This window comes from Egicoccus halophilus, assembly GCF_004300825.1.
GTDB lineage: Bacteria > Actinomycetota > Nitriliruptoria > Nitriliruptorales > Nitriliruptoraceae > Egicoccus > Egicoccus halophilus.
Genome location: NZ_CP036250.1, coordinates 275,044 through 297,633 on the forward strand (window position 1 = coordinate 275,044; position 22,590 = coordinate 297,633).

22 protein-coding genes are annotated in these 22,590 nt (G+C 73.7%); 11 read left to right on the forward strand and 11 right to left on the reverse strand.

The window, feature by feature from the left end; translation table 11 throughout:
• The first annotated feature begins 233 nt into the window (after nt 1-233).
• From ELR47_RS01265 to pknB, 6 genes are all read left to right on the forward strand, one after another.
• The gene (locus ELR47_RS01265) at nt 234-1,025 is read left to right on the forward strand and encodes an FhaA domain-containing protein (RefSeq protein ID WP_130648241.1); all 792 of its coding nucleotides are present in this window, start codon (nt 234-236) and stop codon (nt 1,023-1,025) included.
• The gene (locus ELR47_RS01270; RefSeq protein WP_130648242.1) at nt 1,022-1,492 is read left to right on the forward strand and encodes an FHA domain-containing protein; all 471 of its coding nucleotides are present in this window, start codon (nt 1,022-1,024) and stop codon (nt 1,490-1,492) included. The genes ELR47_RS01265 and ELR47_RS01270 overlap by 4 nt, the downstream gene beginning before the upstream one ends.
• On the forward strand, nt 1,489-2,898 hold the full coding sequence (locus tag ELR47_RS01275) for a Stp1/IreP family PP2C-type Ser/Thr phosphatase (RefSeq protein ID WP_130648243.1): 1,410 nt from the start codon (nt 1,489-1,491) through the stop codon (nt 2,896-2,898). Before ELR47_RS01270 ends, ELR47_RS01275 begins: the two co-directional genes overlap by 4 nt.
• Nucleotides 2,895-4,295: an FtsW/RodA/SpoVE family cell cycle protein gene (locus ELR47_RS01280; protein ID WP_130648244.1), complete on the forward strand. Its 1,401-nt coding sequence runs from the start codon at nt 2,895-2,897 to the stop codon at nt 4,293-4,295. Before ELR47_RS01275 ends, ELR47_RS01280 begins: the two co-directional genes overlap by 4 nt.
• A complete protein-coding gene (locus ELR47_RS01285) occupies nt 4,292-5,737 on the forward strand; it encodes a peptidoglycan D,D-transpeptidase FtsI family protein (protein WP_130648245.1) in 1,446 nt (481 codons plus the stop codon). Before ELR47_RS01280 ends, ELR47_RS01285 begins: the two co-directional genes overlap by 4 nt.
• A 148-nt stretch (nt 5,738-5,885) precedes the next feature.
• A complete protein-coding gene (pknB, locus tag ELR47_RS01290; RefSeq protein WP_165403768.1) occupies nt 5,886-7,721 on the forward strand; it encodes a Stk1 family PASTA domain-containing Ser/Thr kinase in 1,836 nt (611 codons plus the stop codon).
• Nucleotides 7,722-7,732: 11 nt separating this feature from the next.
• Here pknB and ELR47_RS01295 read toward each other — a convergent pair whose 3' ends face one another.
• From ELR47_RS01295 to ELR47_RS01315, 5 genes are all read right to left on the reverse strand, one after another.
• Nucleotides 7,733-8,779 (reverse strand): hypothetical protein, encoded by a 1,047-nt coding sequence (locus tag ELR47_RS01295; protein WP_130648247.1) that lies wholly within the window; start codon nt 8,777-8,779, stop codon nt 7,733-7,735.
• Nucleotides 8,776-9,594, reverse strand: coding sequence for a hypothetical protein (locus tag ELR47_RS18075; protein WP_165403769.1), 819 nt, complete (start codon nt 9,592-9,594; stop codon nt 8,776-8,778). The genes ELR47_RS01295 and ELR47_RS18075 overlap by 4 nt, the downstream gene beginning before the upstream one ends.
• 41 nt (nt 9,595-9,635) lie before the next feature.
• A complete protein-coding gene (locus tag ELR47_RS01305; RefSeq protein ID WP_130648248.1) occupies nt 9,636-11,405 on the reverse strand; it encodes a copper resistance CopC/CopD family protein in 1,770 nt (589 codons plus the stop codon).
• A complete protein-coding gene (locus tag ELR47_RS01310) occupies nt 11,402-12,037 on the reverse strand; it encodes a hypothetical protein (protein ID WP_130648249.1) in 636 nt (211 codons plus the stop codon). Before ELR47_RS01310 ends, ELR47_RS01305 begins: the two co-directional genes overlap by 4 nt.
• Nucleotides 12,038-12,177: 140 nt before the next feature.
• Nucleotides 12,178-12,873 carry a YcnI family copper-binding membrane protein gene (locus ELR47_RS01315; protein WP_165403770.1) on the reverse strand — a complete coding sequence of 232 codons (696 nt, stop codon included), beginning with the start codon at nt 12,871-12,873 and terminating at the stop codon, nt 12,178-12,180.
• A gap of 142 nt (nt 12,874-13,015) precedes the next feature.
• Between ELR47_RS01315 and ELR47_RS01320 the strand changes: the two genes are divergently transcribed.
• The gene (locus tag ELR47_RS01320; protein ID WP_130648251.1) at nt 13,016-13,555 is read left to right on the forward strand and encodes a sigma-70 family RNA polymerase sigma factor; all 540 of its coding nucleotides are present in this window, start codon (nt 13,016-13,018) and stop codon (nt 13,553-13,555) included.
• A gap of 31 nt (nt 13,556-13,586) precedes the next feature.
• On the opposite strand, the gene ELR47_RS01325 is transcribed toward ELR47_RS01320, so the two are convergent.
• The gene (locus ELR47_RS01325) at nt 13,587-13,856 is read right to left on the reverse strand and encodes a hypothetical protein (RefSeq protein WP_130648252.1); all 270 of its coding nucleotides are present in this window, start codon (nt 13,854-13,856) and stop codon (nt 13,587-13,589) included.
• A gap of 45 nt (nt 13,857-13,901) precedes the next feature.
• Nucleotides 13,902-15,086: an MSMEG_1130 family ribosome hibernation factor gene (locus ELR47_RS01330; protein ID WP_130648253.1), complete on the reverse strand. Its 1,185-nt coding sequence runs from the start codon at nt 15,084-15,086 to the stop codon at nt 13,902-13,904.
• Nucleotides 15,087-15,248: 162 nt separating this feature from the next.
• Here ELR47_RS01330 and ELR47_RS01335 point away from each other — a divergent pair, with 162 nt between their 5' ends.
• Both ELR47_RS01335 and ELR47_RS18080 read left to right on the forward strand, forming a co-directional pair.
• Entirely contained in the window at nt 15,249-16,409 is a 1,161-nt protein-coding gene (locus tag ELR47_RS01335) for a site-2 protease family protein (RefSeq protein ID WP_130648254.1), read from the forward strand.
• The gene (locus ELR47_RS18080) at nt 16,406-17,473 is read left to right on the forward strand and encodes a S16 family serine protease (RefSeq protein ID WP_165403771.1); all 1,068 of its coding nucleotides are present in this window, start codon (nt 16,406-16,408) and stop codon (nt 17,471-17,473) included. The genes ELR47_RS01335 and ELR47_RS18080 overlap by 4 nt, the downstream gene beginning before the upstream one ends.
• A 39-nt stretch (nt 17,474-17,512) precedes the next feature.
• On the opposite strand, the gene ELR47_RS01345 is transcribed toward ELR47_RS18080, so the two are convergent.
• The gene (locus ELR47_RS01345) at nt 17,513-18,136 is read right to left on the reverse strand and encodes an anthranilate synthase component II (RefSeq protein WP_165403772.1); all 624 of its coding nucleotides are present in this window, start codon (nt 18,134-18,136) and stop codon (nt 17,513-17,515) included.
• Between the two features lie 5 nt (nt 18,137-18,141).
• Complete coding sequence (locus ELR47_RS01350) at nt 18,142-19,791, reverse strand: AMP-binding protein (protein ID WP_165403773.1); 1,650 nt, start codon at nt 19,789-19,791, stop codon at nt 18,142-18,144.
• A 135-nt stretch (nt 19,792-19,926) separates the two neighbouring features.
• Here ELR47_RS01350 and ELR47_RS01355 point away from each other — a divergent pair, with 135 nt between their 5' ends.
• Complete coding sequence (locus ELR47_RS01355; RefSeq protein WP_165403774.1) at nt 19,927-20,991, forward strand: polyprenyl synthetase family protein; 1,065 nt, start codon at nt 19,927-19,929, stop codon at nt 20,989-20,991.
• Here the strand turns inward: ELR47_RS01355 and ELR47_RS18085 are convergent.
• Nucleotides 20,967-21,137, reverse strand: a complete 171-nt coding sequence (locus tag ELR47_RS18085) for a hypothetical protein (protein WP_165403775.1) — start codon at nt 21,135-21,137, stop codon at nt 20,967-20,969. The two genes, ELR47_RS01355 and ELR47_RS18085, sit on opposite strands and share 25 nt — an antisense overlap.
• On the reverse strand, nt 21,137-21,895 hold the full coding sequence (locus tag ELR47_RS18575; RefSeq protein WP_188584342.1) for a class E sortase: 759 nt from the start codon (nt 21,893-21,895) through the stop codon (nt 21,137-21,139). Before ELR47_RS18575 ends, ELR47_RS18085 begins: the two co-directional genes overlap by 1 nt.
• 174 nt (nt 21,896-22,069) lie before the next feature.
• Here ELR47_RS18575 and ELR47_RS01365 point away from each other — a divergent pair, with 174 nt between their 5' ends.
• Nucleotides 22,070-22,342, forward strand: coding sequence for a cell division protein CrgA (locus ELR47_RS01365; protein ID WP_165403776.1), 273 nt, complete (start codon nt 22,070-22,072; stop codon nt 22,340-22,342).
• The last annotated feature ends 248 nt before the right edge of the window (nt 22,343-22,590 follow it).

The following is a 22,590-nucleotide window of genomic DNA, read 5'->3' on the forward strand; positions in this document are numbered from 1 at the left end:
TCACCGCTGCCGCGGGAACGGCAACGTGACCCGGGACGTCGGCGTCGTGAGCGCCCGGCGGCCTGGGACGTGCGACGATCGGACGAGGGAAACCCTGTCGCGCTCAGCTAGGATTCCCGCGACTTCTCGTGCGGACGTTCGTCGTCGTCCTCGCCGGGGTGACCGCACCGCCGGGTGGCCGTCGCGCCCGCCCGGGGGCACGAGGAACCTTCCGCCGAGGACACCGGACAGCGATGGGCGTGCTACAGGACTTCGAGCGACGCCTCGAAGGCGCCGTCGAGGGCTTCTTCGCGCGTGCCTTCCGGTCCGGTCTCCAGCCGGTCGAGCTCGCCAAGGCGCTGCAACGCTACGCCGAGGACAACCAGCACGTCACCGCCGACGGCGTCGTGGTGCCCAACGTCTACCGCATCCACGTCAGCGGCAAGGACCACGACCGGCTGTCGTCGTTCGGGGCGTCTTTGCCACGCGAGCTCGCCGAGGTGGTCGTCCGCACCAGCGGCGACCGCGGTTGGTCGCTGCGCGGCCCGGTCAAGGTCCGTATCGAGGCCGACGACGGGGTCCGCTACGGCATGTACGACCTCGCCGGGCGGGTCGAGGTGGTCGACCCGGCCGGCCCGTCGGGCGCACGGCTGCGCGGCGGCTCGCACGCGCCGACCCAGCGTCCCCCGGCCGCGCCGTCGACCCCGGCCGGGCTGGGCGAGACACAGGTCGTCGCCCCCGTCCCGCGTACGACCCTGCAGGTCCGCATTGCCCGCGGACCCGGTGCCGGGAGCGCCTTCCCGCTCACCGGCCGACGGCTCACGGTCGGCCGCATGAGCTCGTGTGACGTGACCCTGGACGACTCCACCGTGTCGCGGGAGCACGCTGCCCTGGTGCGTCGCGGGGACGGCTGGTGGGTCATCGACCTGAACTCGACCAACGGCACCAGCGTCAACGGCGTCCACGCGGCGGAACAGCCGGTCGCGTCCGGCGACCGGATCGAACTCGGCGACGCGGTGATCGAACTGGTGGAGGACCGGGCGTGACCGAGGCGCTGTTGACGGTCCTCAAGTTCGGTCTGCTGCTGCTGCTCTACCTGTTCCTGGCCCGCACCCTCCGGGCGGTCGTGGTCGACCTGTACGGCCCCCGTCGCACGTCGCCGCCCACGGCGCGCCCGGCTGCGGCCACGCCGGCACCCTCGCCGCGGAAATCCCGCAAGACCCCACGCGAGATCGTCGTCCACCGACCCGACGGCGGATCCCGCACGTTCGGACTCGGAGGGCATGGCGTGACGATGGGCCGCTCGTCGGCAGCAGCGGACGTGGTCGTCGATGACGTCTACGTCTCCGACGAGCATGCCCAGATCCTGCCCGACGACGGTGGGTGGTCCGTCCGGGACCTGGGCTCCACCAACGGCACCTACCTCAACGGCGCCAAGGTGACCCGGCTGACCCCCCTGGCCGACGGTGACCAGCTGCGTCTGGGCAAGACCCGTATCGAGGTCCGTCGATGAGACGGATGACCGCGTCCGGAGGGACGCACGTCGGGCGCGTCCGCCAGGGCAACGAGGACAGCTACCTCGTGGCCGAGAGCGTCTTCGCCGTCGCCGACGGCATGGGCGGTCACCTCGCCGGGGAGATCGCCTCGGCCAAGGCCCTCGAGCCCGTCGAGGCGCTCGACGGCAAGGTCTTCGCCGACGCCGGCGACGCGGAGACGGCGTTGCGCCGGGCCGTGGTCGCCGCCAACGACGTCGTGTCGCAGCTCGCCGAGGACGAGCCGGCCTACCGCGGCATGGGGACGACCCTGACCGCGGCGATGATCGAGGGCCGACGGTTGCACCTCGCCCACGTCGGCGACAGCCGGGCCTACCTGTGGCGCGGCGGTCGGTTCGAACAGCTGACCGACGACCACACGCTGGTGCAGCACCTGATCGATGAGGGGCAGATCACCAAGCAGGAGGCGGCCAGCCACCCACAGCGCTCGATCATCACCCGCGCGATCGGGGTGGCCCGTGAGGTCGAGGTCGACTCGATCACGATCGACGTGGAGCCGGGCGACCAGGTGCTGCTGTGCTCCGACGGGCTCACCGGCGTGCTCGACGACGAGTTCATCGCCCAGCAGCTCGCGGACGACGCGGACGCCGACGTGGTCATCGAGCGGCTCATCCAGGCGGCCAACGCCCGGGGCGGCCCGGACAACATCACCGTCGTCATCCTGCGCTGCGACCCCGACGCACCCGACGATCCCGGCCGAGCCAGACGTGGCGGCGCCGCGGCCGACGCCGGGACGGCGGCACGCGGCGAGCCGGACTCGGGGGAGCGTCGCCGCGGCGGCGCTCCCGTCACGATCAGCACCCGTGACGAGTCCGGCGGCGGTGACTGGGCCGGCCGGCTGGGCAACTACGGCGCGCTCGGCCGGGACGGCTCGGTGGCCCACGGCCAGGGGGACGAGCCCGAGCGGCGCGGCGTGGCCGGTCGGGGCCTGGCGGTGCTGCTCGGCGTGCTCGTACTGGCCGGGATCGTGTTCGTCGGCGGTCGACTGCTGCTGTCCCAGCAGTACTTCGTCGGCCTCGACGACGAGCAGGTGGTGATCTACCAGGGGGTCGACGTCTCGATCGGGACTTGGGACCTGGCCCGGATCGTCGAGCGCACCGAGCTGACCCTGGCCGACGTCCCGGCCTGGTACCAGCCTGCGCTCGAGGACGGCATCCACGCTCCCGACCGCAACGTCGCCCGACGGATCGTGGCCGGAGCACCCCGCCGCGGCGAGGCCGGCGACGACCAGCCGGGCGGCGCCACCGACACCGACACCGACACCACCGACACCGACACCACCGACGCGGGTACCGGCGACGACGCGGCCGATCCGGACGGTGTCGGCACCCAGCCCGCGGACGACCAACCGGCCGACCAACCGTGAGCGCGGCGACCGGGACCTCCCGCCGGACCGGCGAGCCGCGCACCGGCTCCTCCCCGCGCGCGACCGAGGCCCGCCTGCTGGCCTTCGCCGTGGTGGTGACCGTGTTCGCCAGCATGCTGCTGGGGTGGTCGCAGTCCCCGGAACTGCCGCCCAGCGCCGTCCTCACCGGCGTCGCGTTGACCGTCGTCGCCATCGTCGCCCACCTCGTGGTGCGGGCGACGGCGCCGGGCGCCGATCCGACGCTGCTGCCGTTGGCGTTCCTGCTCAACGGCCTGGGCCTGGTGTTCGTCCGTCGCGTCGACCTGGCCGCCGGCAGCGACCTCGCGACCACGCAGACGGTGTGGACCGCGGTGTCGGTCGCGGCGATGTGTGTCGTGCTGGTCGTCGTGCGCAACGTGCGGCTGCTCTCGCGCTACCAGTACACGTTCGGTCTGCTCACCCTGGTGCTGCTGGTGCTGCCGCTGGTCCCCGGTCTGAGCGCCGGGGTGATCAACGGCGCCCAGCTGTGGATCGACGTGGCCGGGATGCGCTTCCAGCCCGGCGAACTGGCCAAGCTCACGATGGTGGTGTTCCTGGCCGGCTACCTCGAGCGCAAGCGGGCCCTGCTGTCGGTCAGCAGCCAACGGATCGGCCCGTTGCTCGTCCCCCCGCCACGACACCTCGCGCCGGTGCTCGTGGCGACCTTCGCGGCGCTGGTCGTGATGGCCGGACTCCGCGACCTCGGCTCCGCGCTGCTGCTGTTCGGCGCCTTCCTCGCGGTCCTCTACGTCGCGACCGGACGCGCCGCCTATCCGGCGCTGGGGTTGGTCGCCTTCGCGATCGGGGCCTCGATCGCCTACCAGCTGTTCGCGCACGTCCGTGTGCGCGTGTCGATCTGGCTCGACCCGTGGTCACAGGTGACCGACGCCGGCTACCAGCTCGCCCAGAGCCTGTTCGCGATCGGGACCGGCGGACTCACCGGTGCCGGCCTCGGCGGTGGACGTCCGCAGGACGTGCCGTTCAGCGCCACCGACGCGATCTTCGTGGTCGTCGGTGAGGAGCTGGGGCTGCTCGGTGCCACCGCACTCCTGGTCGCGTTCCTGCTCCTGGTCGTGCGCGGCTACAAGATCTCGCTCACCGCCCGCGACGAGTTCGGCACGCTGCTCGCCCTCGGGCTGACCGTCACGATCGCGCTGCAGACCTTCGTCATCGTCGGCGGGCTGACCCGCGTCGTGCCGTTGACCGGCATCACCCTGCCCTTCGTGTCCTACGGCGGCTCCTCGCTGCTGGGCAACTACGTCCTGATCGCGCTCCTGCTGCGCATCAGCGACGAGTCCCGTGGGCGCCCCGGCGGTCGCTCGTCCGGTCGTCGCCGTACCATCGGTCGCCGCAGGACGGACGCGGCGGGAGCGCGATGAGCAAGCAGATCGGGCGCGTGGCGGCCTTCACCCTGCTGCTGTTCGGCGTGCTGTTCGTCAACCTCAACGTCATCGCGCTCGTGCAGGCGGACGACCTCGCCAACCACCCGGCCAACCGTCGGCTGCTCATCCGCGAGTACCAGATCGACCGCGGCTCCATCGTCGTGGGCGAGGAGGCCATCGCGCGTTCGCAGGAGACCGAGGGCGACCTGCAGTACCTGCGCGAGTACCCGGCCGGGGCGCTCTACGGTCACCTGACCGGCTACTACTCGTTCATCCTCGGCCGCTCCGGACTCGAGGCGGCGCTCAACGAGGACCTGATCGGCCAACCGCTCGAGGTCCTGGCCCAGAACCTCGGCGACCTGCTGTTCGCCCGCGACCAGGCCGGCAACACCGTGGAGCTCACGCTGGTCCCCGCGGCCCAGCGGGCGGCGGCGGAGGCCCTCGGGGACCGCATCGGTGCCGTCGTGGCGATCGACCCGCGATCGGGAGCGGTGCTCGCCAGCTACGCCAGCCCGAGCTTCGATCCCGGGCCGCTGTCGACCCACGACGCCGCCGGCATCCGCGCGGCGTGGGAGCCGTTGCGTGACGATCCCGACCGCCCGCTGGTGAACCGGGCCATCTCGGAGACCTATCCCCCGGGCTCGACCTTCAAGCTGATCACCGCCGCCGCGGCGCTCGAGAACGGCCGCTCGCCGGAGACCGCGTTCCCGGACGAGGTCGTCTACGACGTGCCCCAGACCGAGGCCGACATCGGCAACTTCGGCAACGGCGCGTGCGCCGACGGTGGCACCATCTCGCTCGCCGACGCCATGCGGGTCTCGTGCAACACCGTCTTCGCCCGCCTCGGGGTCGAGATGGGCGAGGACGAGCTGATCGACATGGCGGAGCGGTTCGGGTTCAACCGCCAGCCGCCGTTCGAGCTGACGGTCGCCCGCAGCGCCATCCCGAAGTCGATGGACGTTCCCTCGACCGCCCAGAGCGCGATCGGTCAGCGCGACGTGCGCGCCACACCGATGCAGATGGCCATCGTCGCCGCCGCGTTGGCCAACGGCGGGCAACTCGTCGAACCCCACCTGGTTCGCGCCGTACGCGATCCATCCGGTCGCCTGCTGCGCGAGTCGTCGGCGACCGCGTGGAACGAGGGCCGCTTCGACAGCCAGGTGGTCGACGAGACGGTGGCCGACCAGTTGCGCGACATGATGATCGAGGTGGTGGAGGACGGAACCGGCACACAGGCCCGCATCGACGGTGTCACCGTGGGCGGCAAGACCGGCACGGCGCAGACCGGCGGCGACCCGACGGTGTGGTTCGTCGGTTTCGCCGACGAGGAGGTCGCCGTCGCGGTGGTGGTGCCGCAGGCCGGTGGGGACGCCACCGGCGGACAGGTCGCGGCACCGATCGCCCGCGCCGTGATGCAGGCGGCGCTCGCGGCGTCGTGAGGCCACGATCGCAACCCGGACACCGGTTCGAGCAGGACCGCTGCGCCGGTGGTGACGCGCAGTGGTCGTCCGTGCCGTTGCTACGCTCGGCGGCCGTCCATCCCGGCACCTCGTCGTATCCCCGCCGTCACTCGGCACGGAGGCCCCGGTGAGTCCAGGTCGCGTGCTCGTCGACCGCTACGAACTCCGACGTCTGCTCGGTCGTGGCGGCATGGCCGAGGTGTGGGCCGCGCACGACCGCACGCTCGATCGCGAGGTCGCGATCAAGCTGCTGCTCGACCGGTTCCGGGACGACGAGGCCTTCACGCGCCGGTTCCACGACGAGGCACGCCACGTCGCCCGGCTCAACCACCCCAACCTCGTGGCCGTCTACGACACGGGCGCGGAGGTCCCGGTGGGGGTCGACCCCGACGCGGGGATCCGGCAGCCCTTCATCGTCATGGAACTGGTCGAGGGCCGCTCGCTGCAGCAGGCCGTCGACGCCGGCGGCCTGACCGAGGACCGCTCGCTGGAGGTGGTGGCCGACGTCTGCGCGGCGCTGCAGTACGCCCACTCGCGCGGGCTGATCCACCGGGACGTCAAGCCGGGCAACATCCTGCTCGCCGACGACGGGACGGTGAAGGTCACCGACTTCGGCATCGCCCGGGCGGTGGGCAACGAGACCGTCACCCGTACGGCGGCGGTCCTGGGTACGGCCGCGTACCTGTCCCCCGAACAGGCGCAGGGCCTCGACGTCGACGAGCGATCGGACCTGTACTCGCTGGGCGTCGTGCTCTACGAGGCCCTGACCGGTCGGCAGCCCTTCGTGGGTGACTCCGCCGTGACGGTCGCCTACCAGCACGTCCAGGAGCCGCCGCGTCCGCCGCGCGAGCTCGAGCCGTCGGTGTCGCCGGCCGCCGAGGCGATCGCGATGCGGGCCCTGGCCAAGAACCCGGCCAACCGCTACCGGTCGGCCGACGAGATGCGTCAGGACGTCCTGGCCGCGCGTGCCGGACATCCGGTCGCCGCACCGGCCGTGCTGACCGAGGACGAGACGGCGCTGCTCACCCCCACCGGCGCCACCCGGGCCGTGCCGTCGCACGAGCAGCAGCGGCGGCGGCGCGGAACGCTGTTCGGGCTGCTGGCCGTGCTCGCACTCGTGGCGTTGGCCGCGGGCGCCTGGGCCCTGGCCGACATGTTCGGCGACGACACCGAGCGGGTCGCGGTGCCCGACGTGGTGGAGCAGACGCTGGAGGCGGCCGAGCAGATCCTGGGCCAGCAGGGGTTCGTCCGGGGCGAGGTGACCGAGGAGCCCTCGGACACCGTCGGGGCGGGACGCGTCCTCCGGCAGGATCCGCCAGCCGAGACGATGGCGGCGGAGGGCTCCGAGGTGAACCTCGTCGTGTCCACCGGCCAGGAGCAGGTCGCGGTCCCCGAGTTGGTCGGCCTCACCGAGGAGCAGGCCCTGCGTGCCCTGCGTGAGGCCCAGCTCAGCCCTGGCACCGCCAGCCCGCAGCCCAGCGACCGTGTCGAGGCCGGTCGCGTGCTGGCGAGCACGCCGGCCGCCGGCACGCAGGTTCCCGTCGGCAGCACCGTCGACTACGTCGTCAGCGCCGGCCAGGAGCGTGTGGTCGTGCGGCCCGTGACCAACTACTCCGAGTCCGAGGCGCAGGTCCGGCTCGAGCAACAGGGTCTCGAGGTCAACATCCTGCGCGAGTTCAGCGGCACGGTCGCCGAGGGGTTCGTCATCCGCCAGGACCCGCCCGCCGGCTCCAGCGTGCCGCGAGGCTCGATCGTGACGATCGTGGTCAGCCGCGGTCCGGAGCAGATCGAGCCGGAGCCCGAGCCGGAACCCGAGCCCGAACCGGAGCCGGAGCCGACCCCCACGCCGACGCCGACGCCGGCACCCGCCCCCGAGCCGACGCCGACACCGACCCCCACACCGACCCCGGATCCCGAGCCGGACCCGACGGAGCCTCCCGACGAGGGTGGCGGCGACGAGTGATCCGCCCCGGGTCAGCGGGCGGCGTCGACCGACGGGTCCAGCGAGGTGGCCGCCAGCACCCCCCGCGCCAGCGTGCCGAGGCTCGCCAGACCCGCCGCCGCGGTGACGGCGACGGCCAGGCGCACCGCGCCGACCGGCAGCGGCCCCGGGACGATCGGCCGCGTGAGCGCGCCGAGTTGCAGCACGGCCCACACGAGCAGCGGGATCCCCGCCGCGGCAGCGATCAGCGCGGCACGGGGGTCGGACCCGGCGGAGCGGCGGTCCAGCAGCTGGCCGACGCCGAGCAGCACCAGGGTCAGACCCGGCAGCACCAGCAACATCGGTTCGGCATCGGCGCCGGCCGGCAACCCGATCGTCTTGGTCAGGGCCACGCCGAGGGCGAGCAGGGCGCCGGCGCCGGCGAGCGCCGGCGCGACCCGCGGGCTGCCGACCACCACGGCCGCCGCTGCGGCGAGCGCCGCCACCACGAGCAGCCCGGGAACCAACGGTGAGGGGCCCGGGATCCACCGCAGGGTGCCCTCGACCGCCATCGGCTGCCCGTCGACGACCAACGGCACGGTCCAGTCCATGACCGGCTGCGGGGTACCCGCACCGGGGTCGACCTGCGCCGGCAGCGTCGGGCTCATGAAGTGGATGCGGTGGTCGTGCCAGGCGTAGGTCCCGTCGTCGGCGACCACGACGAACACCGGTTCCGCCTGCGCATCGGCGATCGTGGGCAGGTCGACCTCGAGCTCGCCGTAGCGGGCGTCGTTGAGCCAGCGGGCGGGCGAGCGCTCGTTGACCAGCACCGTGCCGTCGGCCTCGAAGCGCACGTAGGGCTCATCCTCGTAGCCCGGCACCTCCACGCGCACGTCGGGTTCGGCGTGCAGGACCAGGAAGGCGTCGCCGCCGAGGACCTCGACCTCGAACGGGGCGTCGTCCGGCTCGACGGCGGTCACCACCGAGTCGTAGTTGGTCGGCCCCGCCGGATCGGCCGCGGCGGGACCCGCGAAGGTCACCAGCAGCAGCCCGACGAGCACCACGAGCCGGAACGGGCGCCGGGCGTCGCTCGCGGTCACGCGCCGCCCCCGCTGCCCGACGTGCTGCCGCGACGGCGGACCAGGTAGACGACCGCGCCGACCACGATCAGCGCGAGGACGGCGAGGACCGCGACGCCGACCCCGCCCTCGTCCTCCGCCGCCGCGTCGGCGGCCTCGGGCTCGACCGTGTCGTCTTCCACGGTCTCCTCGGGCTCCTCGATCACGGTGTCGACCGGGTCCTGGGGATCGTCGGCGGCGTCACCGGCCGTGTCCTCCTCGGCGACGTCGGCGTCCTGCTCCGCCTCCGCTGCGGCCGGGTCCTCTTCCGGCGGCGGTGGGCTGTCGGGGTCGGCCTCGGTCAGCGTCACGCCGATGGCCGGGTCGTCGGCCGGTTCCTCCGGCGTGCCGACCCAGCGGTAGCTCGTCTCCTCGCAGGCCTGGAAGACGCCGAGCCACCGCTCCTCCCCCGGCTCACCGGAGGCGACCACGTCGAGGTCGAAGGCGGGCGCGGGGACGCCGTCGCCGGTCGCCGTCCACACCACGGTCCCGCCGCCACCGGGCGTGCCGGCCTCCACCTCGGTCGCATAGTCGTCGACGTCGGCGACCTCGACGACCCGCAGCCAGTCGGGGACCTCGAGGGCGACCTCGAGGGTCGGCGCCTCCTCGTCGGCGTCGTGCCCGCCGCACCCGTGGGCGAGGTCGAGCGTCATGGTGGCGAGGCTGTCGACCGGGAGCTCGCCACCCTGCACGTAGGGGTGCGCGGCCGCGGGTGCGGCCAGCAGCAGGGTCGCGGCGAGCGCGCCGAGGGCACCACGGGCCAGGGTCCGGGGGCGGGTTCCGGCGGATCGGGTCACGGCGGGTTCCTCCTGGGCGGCCGACGCGGCCGCCGCGGCAGTCAGGGAGCGTTGACGACGACGGGGACCCGCACGTCGGCCTGGGTGAAGCGGTCGATGCCGGCCACGACCCGGACCTCCCACTCGCCGGCGAAGCGCAGGTCCTCGATGTTCGCCGACCAGTGCCCCGGTCCGGCGACGTAGGGCACGACCTCGATCGGGCCGATCTGTTCGGGCACGTAGGTCAGTTCGAGGCGCAGGTCCTCCACGTCGCCGACCGGACGGCCCGTCTCGTCGAGCACGTAGACGTGCAGGGCGTTGAGGCCGGCGCGGTTGGGGTCGACGACGAGGTCGACGTCGAGGTCCTCGGTCAGGGCGACCGTGGTCTGGTAGGCGCCGGTGATCCCGGCGGCCTCGGCGGCGGGACGCTGCGAGACCAGGAAGCCGGTGACCGCCACGACCGCCGCGACGCCGATGACCTCGATCGCGAGCGTGGTGCGCAACTGCCCCCAGGCGCGGCGCGAACGCTGCGCCACCCGGTCGGTGGTCTCGGCGCCGACGTCGACGGCACCACCGGTGGGCACGACCCGGGCGGCGATGGCCGGCTCGAGGCGCCAGCGGTTGTAGGCCGCCGCGAGCAGGACGAGCGCGACCAGGCCGACCTTGGCCACCAGGGTCCAGCCGTACCCGGTGGCGGTCAGGGCGCGGGGCGTGCGCACCAGGACGCCCGACATGGCCACGCCGGCGACGGTCAGGGCGAGCACCGACCACAGCGCCAGGCGGCTGAAGCGCGAGACCAGGCCGGCGGCGCCGACCGGATCGTCGTCGATCCGGCGACGGCGCACGGCACCGAGCAGCAGCACGAGACCCCCGACCCACAGGGCCGCTCCGAGCAGGTGCACCAGGTCGGCCCCGATCAACAACCAGGTCGGTTCGACGGCGCGCTGATGGCCGTCGAGGACGAACGATCCGGCGGCCAACGCACCGGTCACCAGCACTTCGAGGTGACTGCCGGCCCCGCCGCGGCCGCGATCCAGACGCTGCCAGGCGACCACGAACGCGGCGAGCGCGACCAGCCGCAACAGGGTGCTCTGACCGAAGGAGCTGAACACCAGCGTGTCGCCGAGGCCGCCGCCGGACGCGAACACCCCGGCCAGCGAACGTCCCGTGACGGCCACGGTCTGCACCGGTACGGCCAGCAGGCTGGTCACGGCGGCCAGCACGGCGCCGCGCACGGCCCAGGTCCAGGCGACGTCGCGCTCCTCGCGTCGGGCGGCCACCCAGGCGGAGAACGCGGCCGCGCCGGCGGCGAGCAGGACGCCGAGGTAGCTCGCCCCGCGCAACAGCGGTCCGACCACGCCGGTCCACTCCTGGCCGGCGCCACCGAACAGGTCGGCGACCAGGGCGTCGTCGACCTGCTCGCCGTCACCGACGACGAACGTGAACGTGCCGGCCACCGGGTGACTGTCGGCCGAGATCACGCGGAAGGTGACGACGTAGCCGCCATCGGGCAAATCCGCGGGCAGGGCCACCGCGACCTCGGTCGGGCTGACGGTCTCGCGCTCGCCGGCGTCGACGCGCGTGGCGTCCGCGTCGAAGACACGGATGCCGTCGGGTGTGGACGACACCGCCTCGCTGAAGCGCAACAGCACCTGCTCGGGTGCGGCCTCGAGTCGGGTGCCGTCGGGCGGGGAGGTCTCGATCAGCGACGCGTGCGCGCTCGCGGGCACGGCCAGCGCGACCAGCCAGGCGAGCGCGAGGGCCACGACGAGCAGCAGACGGGCCGTCGCCGGCCCGTCCGCGCGGGAGGTGGGGTGCAACGAGCCGGTCACACGGTGCTCCCGGCCGCGCCGTGGGCCCCGACCAGCCGTGGCCGGGGCAGGCGGCGCGTCAACGCCCACAGTGCCAGGACGCCGACGATCTCGGTCAGGTGCGGCAGCTCCTGCAACAGCGTGGCGCGGCCGGCGGCGAGGTCGAGCGCGCCGGTCACGACGGCGGCGGTCGCGACCACCGCGGCGATCGGCAGCACCCCGGCGGCGCGTTCGGGCTGCCAGGCGGCGAACAGCAGGCCGATGCCCAGCGCGAGCTCCAGGGCACCGAGATCGCGGCCGACGTGGGCGACCGGCCCCATGAGACCGGCGATCAGGGGGATCGCCAGCAGCAGCTGCGCGACCCCGGCCAGACCGATCAGCCAGCGCAGTTCCAGGACGCGGCGTTCGCGTTCGGCGGTGGCCTCGGCGGTGATCGCCACGAGCACGTCCGCGGTCAGCTGCGGGGCCGGAACGCCGCGGGCGCCCTGCACCTGCCGCTCGAGTCGCGGCAGCGCCGCGACGAACGTCCGACAGCCGCCGCAGTCGCGCAGGTGGTCGTGCTCGCGCGCGCCCGTCGAGGCTTCACCGTCGGCGCTGGCCGAGAACAGCTCGCGCACCTGGTCACAGACGCCGGTCCGTCGGGCCGTTGGCATGAGCAGTCCTTGGGAACGTGTTCCGCCGCCCGAGGGAGCGTACGGGCGGCGGAACCGGGAGGATGTCACGACCAGGTGGTCGTCGACGACGTCGGCGCGGTTCCCGCCCCCCCGACGGTGTGCGCGCGCCGGACGTCGCTTCAGCGGCGGCGCGCCGTGGCAAGGGCGCCGACGCCGGCGAGGGCGCCGAGCAGGCCGAGGGCGAGCGCCGCCCAGGTCAGCGCGCCTGCGGCCGCGGTCGCACTGGCGGCGCTGTTCGCGCTGGCCAGTTCGGCGTCGACCGGTGTGGCGGCGCCGTGTCCCCCGGCGGCGGCCTCGAGGGTCACGTACGGCGCCGGCTTGTCGAGCTCGCCCCAGCCTTCGACGGACTCGGGGATCTCGATCCAGGCGGACTCGCCCTCGGTGCAGGTCTGGACGGTCGGGAAGTACAGCGTCTGTCCGGCCTCGCCCGCCAGTCGCACCGAGAGGCCGAAGTCGCGGAACTGGTCCCCCGGCAGTTCGTTGCCCGGCTCGGCCGTCCACACCACCTCGCGGACGCCCTCGGTGACGGTCTCGCCGTGGGCCTCGTAGGGCTCGTCGAGTTCGCCGATCACGATCTCGACCGTCCAGCCGGGCAGCTGCTCGGGCGTCGCCGACTGCACACCTGCCGGCATCTGGGCGGCGACGGCCGTGGTCGCCGCCTCACCGCACCCGTGCGGGACCCGCAGGGCGAAGGCGGTGTCGCCCTCGGCCGGCGCGACGTTCGGGCTGGCGGTGACGTGGGCGGTGGCGGGGGACGCGACCAGCACCGCGAGGGCGGTGCCGGGAAGCAGGACGGACGCGAGACGACGGCGCATGGGCAGCTCTCCGTTGGGGGGTGGTCGTGCCGGTGGCGGCATCGAGCGGGCAGTCGTGCCGTGCCCCACGGCGGTTCCCCGCCGCACGCGAGGCAGGCGACGGCGTACGCTGGCCGGACGACGTACGCCGGTCCGGGAACCGATGGACGACCTCACACGACTGTTGCGGGCCGCCGGGGAGGGCGACCGCTCGTCGCTCGCTTCCTTCATCCGCCGCACGCAGGACGACGTGTGGCGCTTCTGTGCGCACCTGGTCGACCGGGAGTCGGCCGACGACCTGACACAGGAGGTCTACCTGCGGGCGATGCGTTCGGCGGAGCGCTTCCGCGGGGACGCGTCCGCCCGCACGTGGCTGTTGACCATCGCCCGCAACACCGCCGCGGACGAGATCCGGCGCCGGCAGCGGCGACGCCGGCTGCCGCCGGTGACCGAAGCGTTCGCCCCCGACCACGCGGGTGATGTCGAGCTGCGCGAACTGGTGGCCCACCTCGACCCGGATCGACGCACCGCGTTCGTGCTCACGCAACTGCTCGAGCTGGGGTACGCCGAGGCGGCCGAGATCTGCGGGGTTCCGATCGGCACGATCCGCTCGCGTGTGGCGCGGGCGCGGCAGGACCTGCTGGCCCGGCTCGACCCGGCGCGAGACCAGGCGCTGGACCCCTCCCCGGACTCGGCACGCTGACGCCAGACCGGTTTCCGGTCGGCAGCGCGTCCTACCGGCGGTCGGGGGCCGAGGCGGCCCGCTGGTACGCCTGGGCGGCCGCCTCGAGCTCGCCTTCCTCGGTCAACAGCAACGCGAGCTCGAAGTCGGCGAAGAACACCGTCTCGCGAACGACGGGATCGTCCGGGTCCAGCGCGGCGGCCGCTGCTGCCGCGTCGCGCAGGGACTCGCAGGTCTCCCGGGCAGCCGAGCGCCGACCGGACTCGTGCAGTTCGAGCACCCGGTCGGCCTCGGCGCGCAGCCAGGAGGCGGCGCCGTCCATGTCAGCTCGCCGCCGTCGCCCTGACGGCCGCGGCCGTCGCGGCGGTCACCACCGAAGCAGTGCCGCGACGCCCCCGTGCTCGCCCAAGGGCGCGGACGGGGCCTGGGCGACCGGCGTCACCGCGGCGCCGGTGGCGACGGCCTTCTCGATCAGGCGCTCCACGAACAGCGGCTCCTCGGTGAACTCGACGCCGTCGGACTGCGCGAGCTCGCCGTCGACCTCCGGGTGCAGGGTGTCCTGCGAGGAGCGGTAGCCCGTCAGCTGCAGACGGTCGTCGAACAGCAGATGGGCGACCCGGCCCTCGTTGAGCGCGTCACACACGTCACCGAGGCCCAGCGCACCGGCGTTGCCCGACAACGCCCGGTCCAGGACCCGGTCGACGAGCTCGTGCTCGCGCTGCTCGTGCACCGACCGCAGCAGCGGCCAGGCGTTGGCCGCGACGGCCGCCGTCGTGTGGTGCTCCCAGTCCTGCTCGGCGTGGATCACCCGCAGGCCGTCGTCCTCACCGACGAGGTTGGCGAAGAACTCGCGCAGCTGGGCGCTGCCGGAGACGACCAGCCGGTCCCATCCGTGTTCCTTGGCGGCACCGGTGACGTCATCGACGAGCGAGCGCATCCAGCGGTTGCGGTTCTCGTCGACGCGTTGCTCGAACATCTCCTTGTGGTCCACGCCGTGGCCCTGGATCTGCGGGGCGGCCGGCGAGGGTCCGCTCTTGCGGTCGGCGGTCTGCGCGTCACCGAGCTCGAAGGCGTCGGTGGCGAGCTCCTCGGCCTCGCCGACCTTCCAGCTCAACAGCCGCGAGCCACTGCGTGAGAGCACCAGGACGCCGGCCGGCCGGCCTTCGTCGACGGCGGCGACCAGTGGGCGCACGAAGGGGCGTTCGTGGTGCACCACCCGTTCCCGGAACGGGATCTGCAGCGCGACCGACGCCGTACGGCCCGAGGCGACACCGACGAACAGGGCGCGGCCCTGGCCGTGTGCCTTGGGATCGAGGAGGCGGTCGAGTTCGCCGTTGATGGCGTCGATCCGCTGCTCGACCGCGGTCGCGAGATCGCGGTCGGCCTCGGCGAGCCGGGCCTTGAGATCCTTGATCTGGTTGCGGATCTCGATCGGCTGGGTCGGCTGTGGATCGGCGGCCTGAGCCGGTGTGTGCCCCACGTAGAACGAGAGCACACCCTGCTCGTCCGTGAAGTCGATGAGGTCGTTGATGAGGGAGTCAGCGAGATTCATGGGACGACCCTAACCCCGCACCTCGGGGGGTGCGGAGGGCTCCGGCACGGCCGGACGGCGGGTGGACCACTCCGCCGACGGACCTCGGGACATGGGCGGCGAGCGGGCGGTCGCCCGCGCCGGGGAGCGGTACCGTCGGCGCCTCGACGGAGGCGACCACGAATGTTCTCCCGGGCCGTGAGGCTGACCCGCATCCGCGGTGTCGACGTGCGCCTCGACGTGTCGCTGCTGCCGTTCGCGGCCCTGGTCGCCTGGTTCTTCGCCGACCGGTTCCAGCTCGGGCACGCCTGGCCGACCGCGCTCACCATGGCCGCCGTCGGCTGCGTGCTGTTCTTCGCCTCCATCCTGGCCCACGAGCTCGGTCACGCCCTCGAGGCCCGTCATCGCGGCCTCGACGTGCAGCGCATCACGTTGTTCCTGTTCGGCGGCGTCACCGAGATGCACGCGACCTCCGACTCGCCGCGCGACGAGTTCGTCGTCGCCGCGGTCGGGCCGTGGATCAGTCTGGTGTGCGGGGCGCTGTTCGGACTGGTGTCGACGTTCGCGACGTGGACCCTGCCCGCCGGCACCGCGGCACCGGTCAGCGAGGTCGCCGGGCTGCTCGCCTGGGTCAACATCGTGCTGGCCGTGTTCAACCTCGTACCAGGTGCTCCGCTGGACGGCGGCCGCGTGTTGCGGGCCGGGCTGTGGTGGCTGCTCGACGACCGCCGTCGGGCGCTGCGCATCGCGGCGCGCTGCGGCCAGGTGCTCGCGGCGGGCCTGGTGCTGCTGGGCGTGCGCGCCGTGCAGGTCGCCGGCCTCGACGGGCTGTTCGGCGGCCTGTTGTGGCTCGCCGTCGGTCTGTTCCTGTGGTCGGCGGCACGCGCCGAGCTGCGACAGAGCGCCATCGACGCGCTGCTCGAGGGTCGTCGCGCCCGGGACCTGATCGGCGCCCTGCCGCGCGCGGTCGCCCTGGACCAGCCGCTCGACGTGTTCGACCCGCAGGAGGCGGCCGACGGACGCTCGCTCGTCCCGGTCGTCGGCGACGACGGCGCGCTCGCCGGGGTCGTCGCCGTCCGCGAACTCGACGACCTGCACCCCACCGACCGCGCCGCCCGCTCGGCCCGCGACCTGCTCCAGCACGTCGACCACCTGCCCCGCGTCGGACTCGACGACGACGTGCGCGAGCTGATCGCGGCGTTCTCCGGGTCGTCGGACGCGGTCCGGGTCCACGACGGTGGTGCGGACCTGGCCGTGGTCACCGAGCGCGAGGTGGCCCGTGCCCTGACCGCCCTGCGCCGCACCGGTCGGACGGCGACGGCGACGACGAGGGCCGCGTCGTGACCTCCTCCGACGTCTCCACCCCCGACGGCACCGAACCGCTCGCCGCGTCCGGTCCACCCGACGACGACCGGCCGCGGCGCTCGCTGTGGCGGCGGACGTTCTACCTCGCCACCGTGGCCGTGGTGCTGTGGGCGGCGGTGCTCGTGCCGCTGCCCTACGTCGAGTACCTGCCGGGCACGCCCACCTCGATCGAGCCGCTGATCGAGATCGAGGGCGCCGAGACGACCGCGCTCGACGGCGAGACGGCGCTGTTGACCGTGGTCCTGCGCCAGCAACCCGCCCTGCCGGCCCTGCGGGCGCTCGTCTCCGACCAGCGGCGCCTGCTGCCGCTGTCGCAGATCTTCCCGCCCGACGTCGACCGGGACGCGTTCTACGCCCACGAGCGCGAGGTCTTCGGCCGGCAGTTCGAGATCGCCGCCGTCGTGGGCGCGCAGGCGGCGGGCGTCGAGACCACGATCCTGTCCGAACCGGTGATCGTGAACGTCCTGCCCGGTAGCCCGGCCGACGGGGTGCTCCAGCCCCGCGACGTGCTGCTCGAGGTGGACGACGAGCCGGTCGTGGCCGCCGAGGAGGTGCAGGCGCGGACCCGCGCGGGCAGCATCGGCGAGGCCCTGCCGCTGACCATCCGTCGTGGCGAGGAGACGATCCGCACCACCGTGACGCTCGGGGAGCTGCCCGGGGTGGAGCATCCCGGCCTGGGCATCTCGTTGGAGACGGCCGTCTACGACCTCGAGCTGCCGTTCGAGGTGGGCCTGGCCGGCACCACCCGCATCGGTGGGCCCAGCGCCGGGATGATGGTCGCGGTGACCGTCTACGACCTGCTCACCGACGAGGACCTGCTGCGCGGTCGGGCCGTGCTGGGCACCGGGACGGTCGACGCGGACGGTCGGGTCGGGCCGGTCGGCGGTGTGCCGGAGAAGATGCTGGCGGCCGCGGCCCACGGTGCGGACGTGGTGCTGGTACCCGCCTCGCAACTCGAGGACGCCCTCACCACCGCACCGGACGGTCTCGACGTGATCGGGGTGGCCACCATCGACGAGGCCATCGACGCACTGCAGGACTGACGCGACGGGCCGGCGGCGGGACCGCGCGGCGTCCCCGGCTCAGACCGGGGTGGTGTCGCGCGTCGCCGTCCGGCAGCGCGTCACGAAGGTTCCCAGCAGCTGCATCCCCGCGCTGGTGAGCACCGACTCGGGATGGAACTGGACACCCTCGACGTCGACCTCCCGGTGACGCATGGCCATGACCAGCCCGTCGGAGGTCTCGGCCGTGACCTTCAGGGTCGAGGGCAGCGACGCCCGCTCGACGACCAACGAGTGGTAGCGGGTGGCGTCGAAGGGCACCGGCAGGTCCGCGAGCACGCCCTCGCGCCGGTGGTAGATCGGACTCGTCTTGCCGTGCACCAGCACCGGTGCCCGTACGACGCGACCCCCGTAGACCTCGCCGATGCACTGATGGCCCAGGCACACGCCCAGCAGCGGGCGCCGACCGGCCACGAGGCGGATCACGTCGTTGGACAGGCCCGCGTCGGTCGGATCGCCCGGACCCGGGGAGATCACCACACCGTCGGGCAGCTCGGCGTCGAGCTCGTCCAGCGTGAAGGCGTCGTTGCGGACCACCTCCACCGCAGCGCCCAGCTCGCCGAGCTCCTGCGCCAGGTTGTAGGTGAACGAGTCGTAGTTGTCGACGATCAGCACGCGCGGAGGCGCATCGTGGTGGTCGGACACGTCGCTCACCTTCCTGCCAGCTCACGGCGGAGTCGCTCGCGGTCGAGATCGCCGGCCGCCGTCCGTGGGAGCCGGTTGACGACCGTCACACGGTCGGGAACGGCGGGCGCGTCGAGAAGATTCCGGCAGTGCGCGAGCAGGGTGTCCCCGTCGGCCCGTGCGCGCCGGCGGGTCACGACCGCTCCCAGCAGCAGCTCGCCGGAGGACACCACCCCGGCCGTCTCGACGGCCGGATGCTGCAGCAGCGCGGACTCGACGTGGCGGGGCGAGACGAAGCGACCGTCGCGCTTGACGACCTCGTCGATACGGCCCACGTGGGTGAACACCCCGTCGGCGTCCACCGTGGCGAGGTCGCCGGTGACCAGCCAGCCGTCCACGAACGTGCGCGCGGTGAGCTCGTCGCGGTCGAGGTAGCCGCGCGCGACCTGGGGCCCGTGCACCAGCAGCATCCCGGGGGTGTCGGGGGGCAGCACCCGACCGAGGTCGTCGGGGTCGACGACCACCGCGACGGTGTCGGGAACGGGCAGGCCGATCGTGCCGAAGCCGGCGCGTCCGTACACGGGCTGGGCGTGGGTGAGTGGGGCGGCCTCGACCAGCCCGTAGCCCTCCCGGACCCGTGCCCCGCCGGTGCGGCGCTCCACCTCGGCGGCCAGGCCCGGGTCGAGTGGCGCGCCGCCGGCCACGCACACGCGCAGGGAGGTCAGGTCCCGCCGGGCCGCGTCGCGATCGGCCAGCATCGCCGCCAGACGGGCCGGCACGGTGGGAAACAGGGTCGGGCGCTCCCGCTCGATCGTCCGGGCGAGCTCGTCCGGGGACGGGCGGTCGAGCAGGATCAGCGTGCCCGCCGAGAGCAGACCCGCCAGCACGCCCAGCGTCAGCGGCAGCACCTCGCCGAGCGGGTCGGCGACCAGCACCCGTTCCCGACCGGCCTGCACGTCAGGCACCCACAGCCGGGCCTGGAAGGCGTTGGCGACCAGGTTGCGGTGGCTGAGCTCGACGCCGAGCAGTTCGTCGCCACGGGCGCGGAACACCAGGGCGGCGACGTCGTCGGCGGCCGGACCCGCGGGCAGCGGGCCATCGGCCTCCTCGGCGAGCAGGTCGGCGAGCACCACGTGGTCACTGCCGTCGCGACGGGGGGCGCGCCGCGGCAGACGCAGCCGACGCCGACGGGCCGGCCACTCGTTCCCGGACACGGACACGGCCAGCGGCGGCAGGGCGACGTGCTGGCGCAGCTCGTGCAGGACCCGCGGCGTCCCGACGACGGCACCGACCGTGGCCTCGACCGCGATGGCACGCAGTCGCTCGGCGGGCAGGTCGGCAGCGACGGGAACGACCGTCGCGCCCACCCGCCACGACGCCAGGAGCACCACGGGGGCCGCGGCGGTGTTGCGCAGGCCGACCAGGACGCGCTCGCCCCGACCGATGCCGAGCGACGCCAACCGGCGGGCGACGTCCTCGACGCGGGCGAGCAGCCCGGCGTGGTCGACACTCGCGCCGTCGGCGACCAACGCCGGCGTCCCGGGGAAGTCCCGTGCGGCGTCCTCGAGCAGCCGCGGGAGCGCGACCTCCGGCAGCCGGTAGGTCGGCGGCACGCCCGGCGGGTACGACGCGAGCCAGGGACGCTCGAGCGACGCCGGGTCCGGCGGTCCGGCCACCGGCACTCCTCCGACGTCGACGGGCAAGGGAACTGACGGGCAAGCTCCCGAGTGTAGCCGTGGCGGGGACACCGAACGCCCCGGCGGCCGGTGGCCCTCGGATAGCGTGTCGCCCTGCCCGCCGTGAGGACCTCCGTGACCGTCGCCCCCTCTGCGCTGTCCCGCCTGCGCGACGAGGTGGATCGTGCGCTGGAGGTGGCGCTCGACCGCCGGTTGCCACGATTGGCCGGCCACCACCCGGCGTTGTCGCCGGTGGCGGACCAGCTGTGCGCCTTCGTCGCGGGCGGCAAGCGGATCCGTCCGGTCCTGCTGCTGCTCGGCCACGCCGCCGCCGACGGGGATCCCGACGACGTCATGGGGCCTGCGCTCGCCCTCGAGCTGCTGCACACCTTCGCGCTCGCGCACGACGACGTGATCGATCGGGCCGACACCCGGCGCGGCGCCCCGAGCGTCCACCGGGTGTTCGAGGCCGGTCACCGCGAGGCGGGCTGGGACGGGGACGCGGCGGCCTACGGCGAGGCGGTCGCGATCCTGCTCGGTGACCTCGCCTTCGTGTTCGCCGACGAGCTGTTCCTCACCGCCGCGGTCTCCCCGGTCCGGTTGCTGTCGGGGCTGTCCCACTTCACGCGCCTGCGCGAGGAGGTCATGGCCGGTCAGTACCTCGACCTGTGGGCCGCGACCAGCCGGACCACCGACCGGGCACTGAGCGAGCGCATCGCCGCGATGAAGTCCGGGTGGTACTCCGTCGCCAGGCCGCTGGAGGTCGGCGCCCTGCTGGCCGGCGGGGACCCCGAGCTGGTGGCGGGCCTGGGCCGGTTCGGCGACCCCCTCGGACGGGCGTTCCAGGTCCGTGACGACCTGCTCGGGATGTTCGGTGAGGAGGACGAGACGGGGAAGTCCACCTGGGGCGACCTGGCCGAGGGCAAGCGCACCCTGCTGATCGCCGAGGCGGCCGAGCGGCTGGCACCAGCCGACTGGAAGCGACTCGAGGCGACCCTGGGAGCTCCCGAACTCGACGCCGGACAGGCCGCGCTCGCGCGCGAACTGCTCGTCGACTGCGGGGCACGCGATGCGGCCGAGGCCTACGTCGCCGAGGAGGTGGACACGGCCCTGGCGGTGCTCGACACCCTGTCGCTCCCACGGGAGGTCGGCGAGGCGTTGCGTGACCTGGCCGGCTACCTCGGCACGCGCAGCAGTTGACCCACCGCCCCGAGGGTCGGGTCCTCGAGCTGGCGCTCGACCCACGGGAACACGGTCGTGAACAGCACCACGACCACCACGGCGATCAGCACCGCCAGCAGCAGCCGGCGAAGCCACCGCGGCACCCGCGCCTCCTGCCCGCCCATCAGGCGCTCGCCGGCGGGCCGACGAGCTCGCCGAACGCGATCAGGCGCTGGGCGGCGCTGAAGCGGGGATGACAGGTGGTCAGCGTGATCGTCGGAAGGCCCGTGTCCAGCGGATCGTCCTGGACCACCCAGACGTCAGCGGGGGTGACCACGCGCTGCGAACGATACGCGTACACCCACTCGTCGCCGGCGCGGTCGACCACGTGGATCGTGTCGCCCTCGCGCAACTCGTCGAGCGCCCAGAAGGGCCGCCCGTAGGTCGTGCGGTGTCCGGCGATGGCGAGATTGCCGTCGTCGCCGGGTGCGGCCGAGCCGGGATAGTGCCCCGGCCCCCGCCGCAGGTGATCGGGGGTGACACCGTCGACGACGTAGAGGACCTCGTCGCCGACGATGCGCCGGCCGTCGCGCTCGAACCACAGCGCGGCGACCGCCTCGCCGGTCCCGACGGACACCTCGGCGCCCGGTCCGTCCTCGGCCGTGCCTTCGTCCGTGCCTTCGTCCGTGCCGTCGATCGCGCCGTCGATCGCGCCGTCGATCGCGCCGTCACCCGCTCCGGGGTCGCCCGCGGTCGCCGACGCCGCGGCACCCCAGTCGCCGTCGACCAGCGGCTCCTCCACGCCGAGCCCGGCCTCCCACCGCTGCGCCAGGTCGCGTTGCGCCGAGTTCGTCGACAGGTCCGTGAACCACAGCAGGTAGACGACGTAGAGCAGCACGACCGCGCCGGTCGTGATCAGGGTCCAGCCGACCCCTCGCAGCACACGTGTCACCTCGGCGACCCCTTCCGGGCGGCGACCCCGTCTCGGTCGACGACGCCGAGTCGAGGGTAACGGCCTCGACCGGTAGTCTGGTTCGGCAGCGCGATGCCGGTTCCTCAGCGACCGGGCGCGCCGTCGCACTCCCCGCCGTCGCCGCAGCACCAGCCGAGGCCGTCGATGCCGCAGTCCAAGCACCGCCGCAAGGGACAGAACCGCCCGCGGGCGTACCAGACGGCACCTCCGGAGAAGAACCCCACGCCCTCGGCACCGTGGGTACCTGCGGTCGGTGTCGGTCTGCTCGTCCTGGGCGTCGCGATCATCCTGCTGGCGTACCTGCCCGGCATCCAGGACTGGCTGGCCAGCGTGCCGCCGTTCGGAGGCAACTGGGGCCTGGTCCTGGGCTTCGTGTCGCTGCTGGCGGGCTTCGTCTTCCTCACTCGCTGGCGCTGACCACCCGGGTCCGTCCACGGGAGGGTCCGGCCCGCTCCTGGGCGTTTCCCGGGGACGTTTCCCCAGGTCACGGGCCAGAACCGGGGGATATCCCCAGTTTCCCCCTGTCCTCAGGTCCACATACTGTGGATAAGTTCGCCCCGGCATCCCCATTCCTCCACAGGGTCTGTCCACAGACCCGTGGACAACCGGGGGGCGTCCGGGCCGCTACGGTCGGTGCCGCCGCCGGCGGGGAACCGCAGAACGGC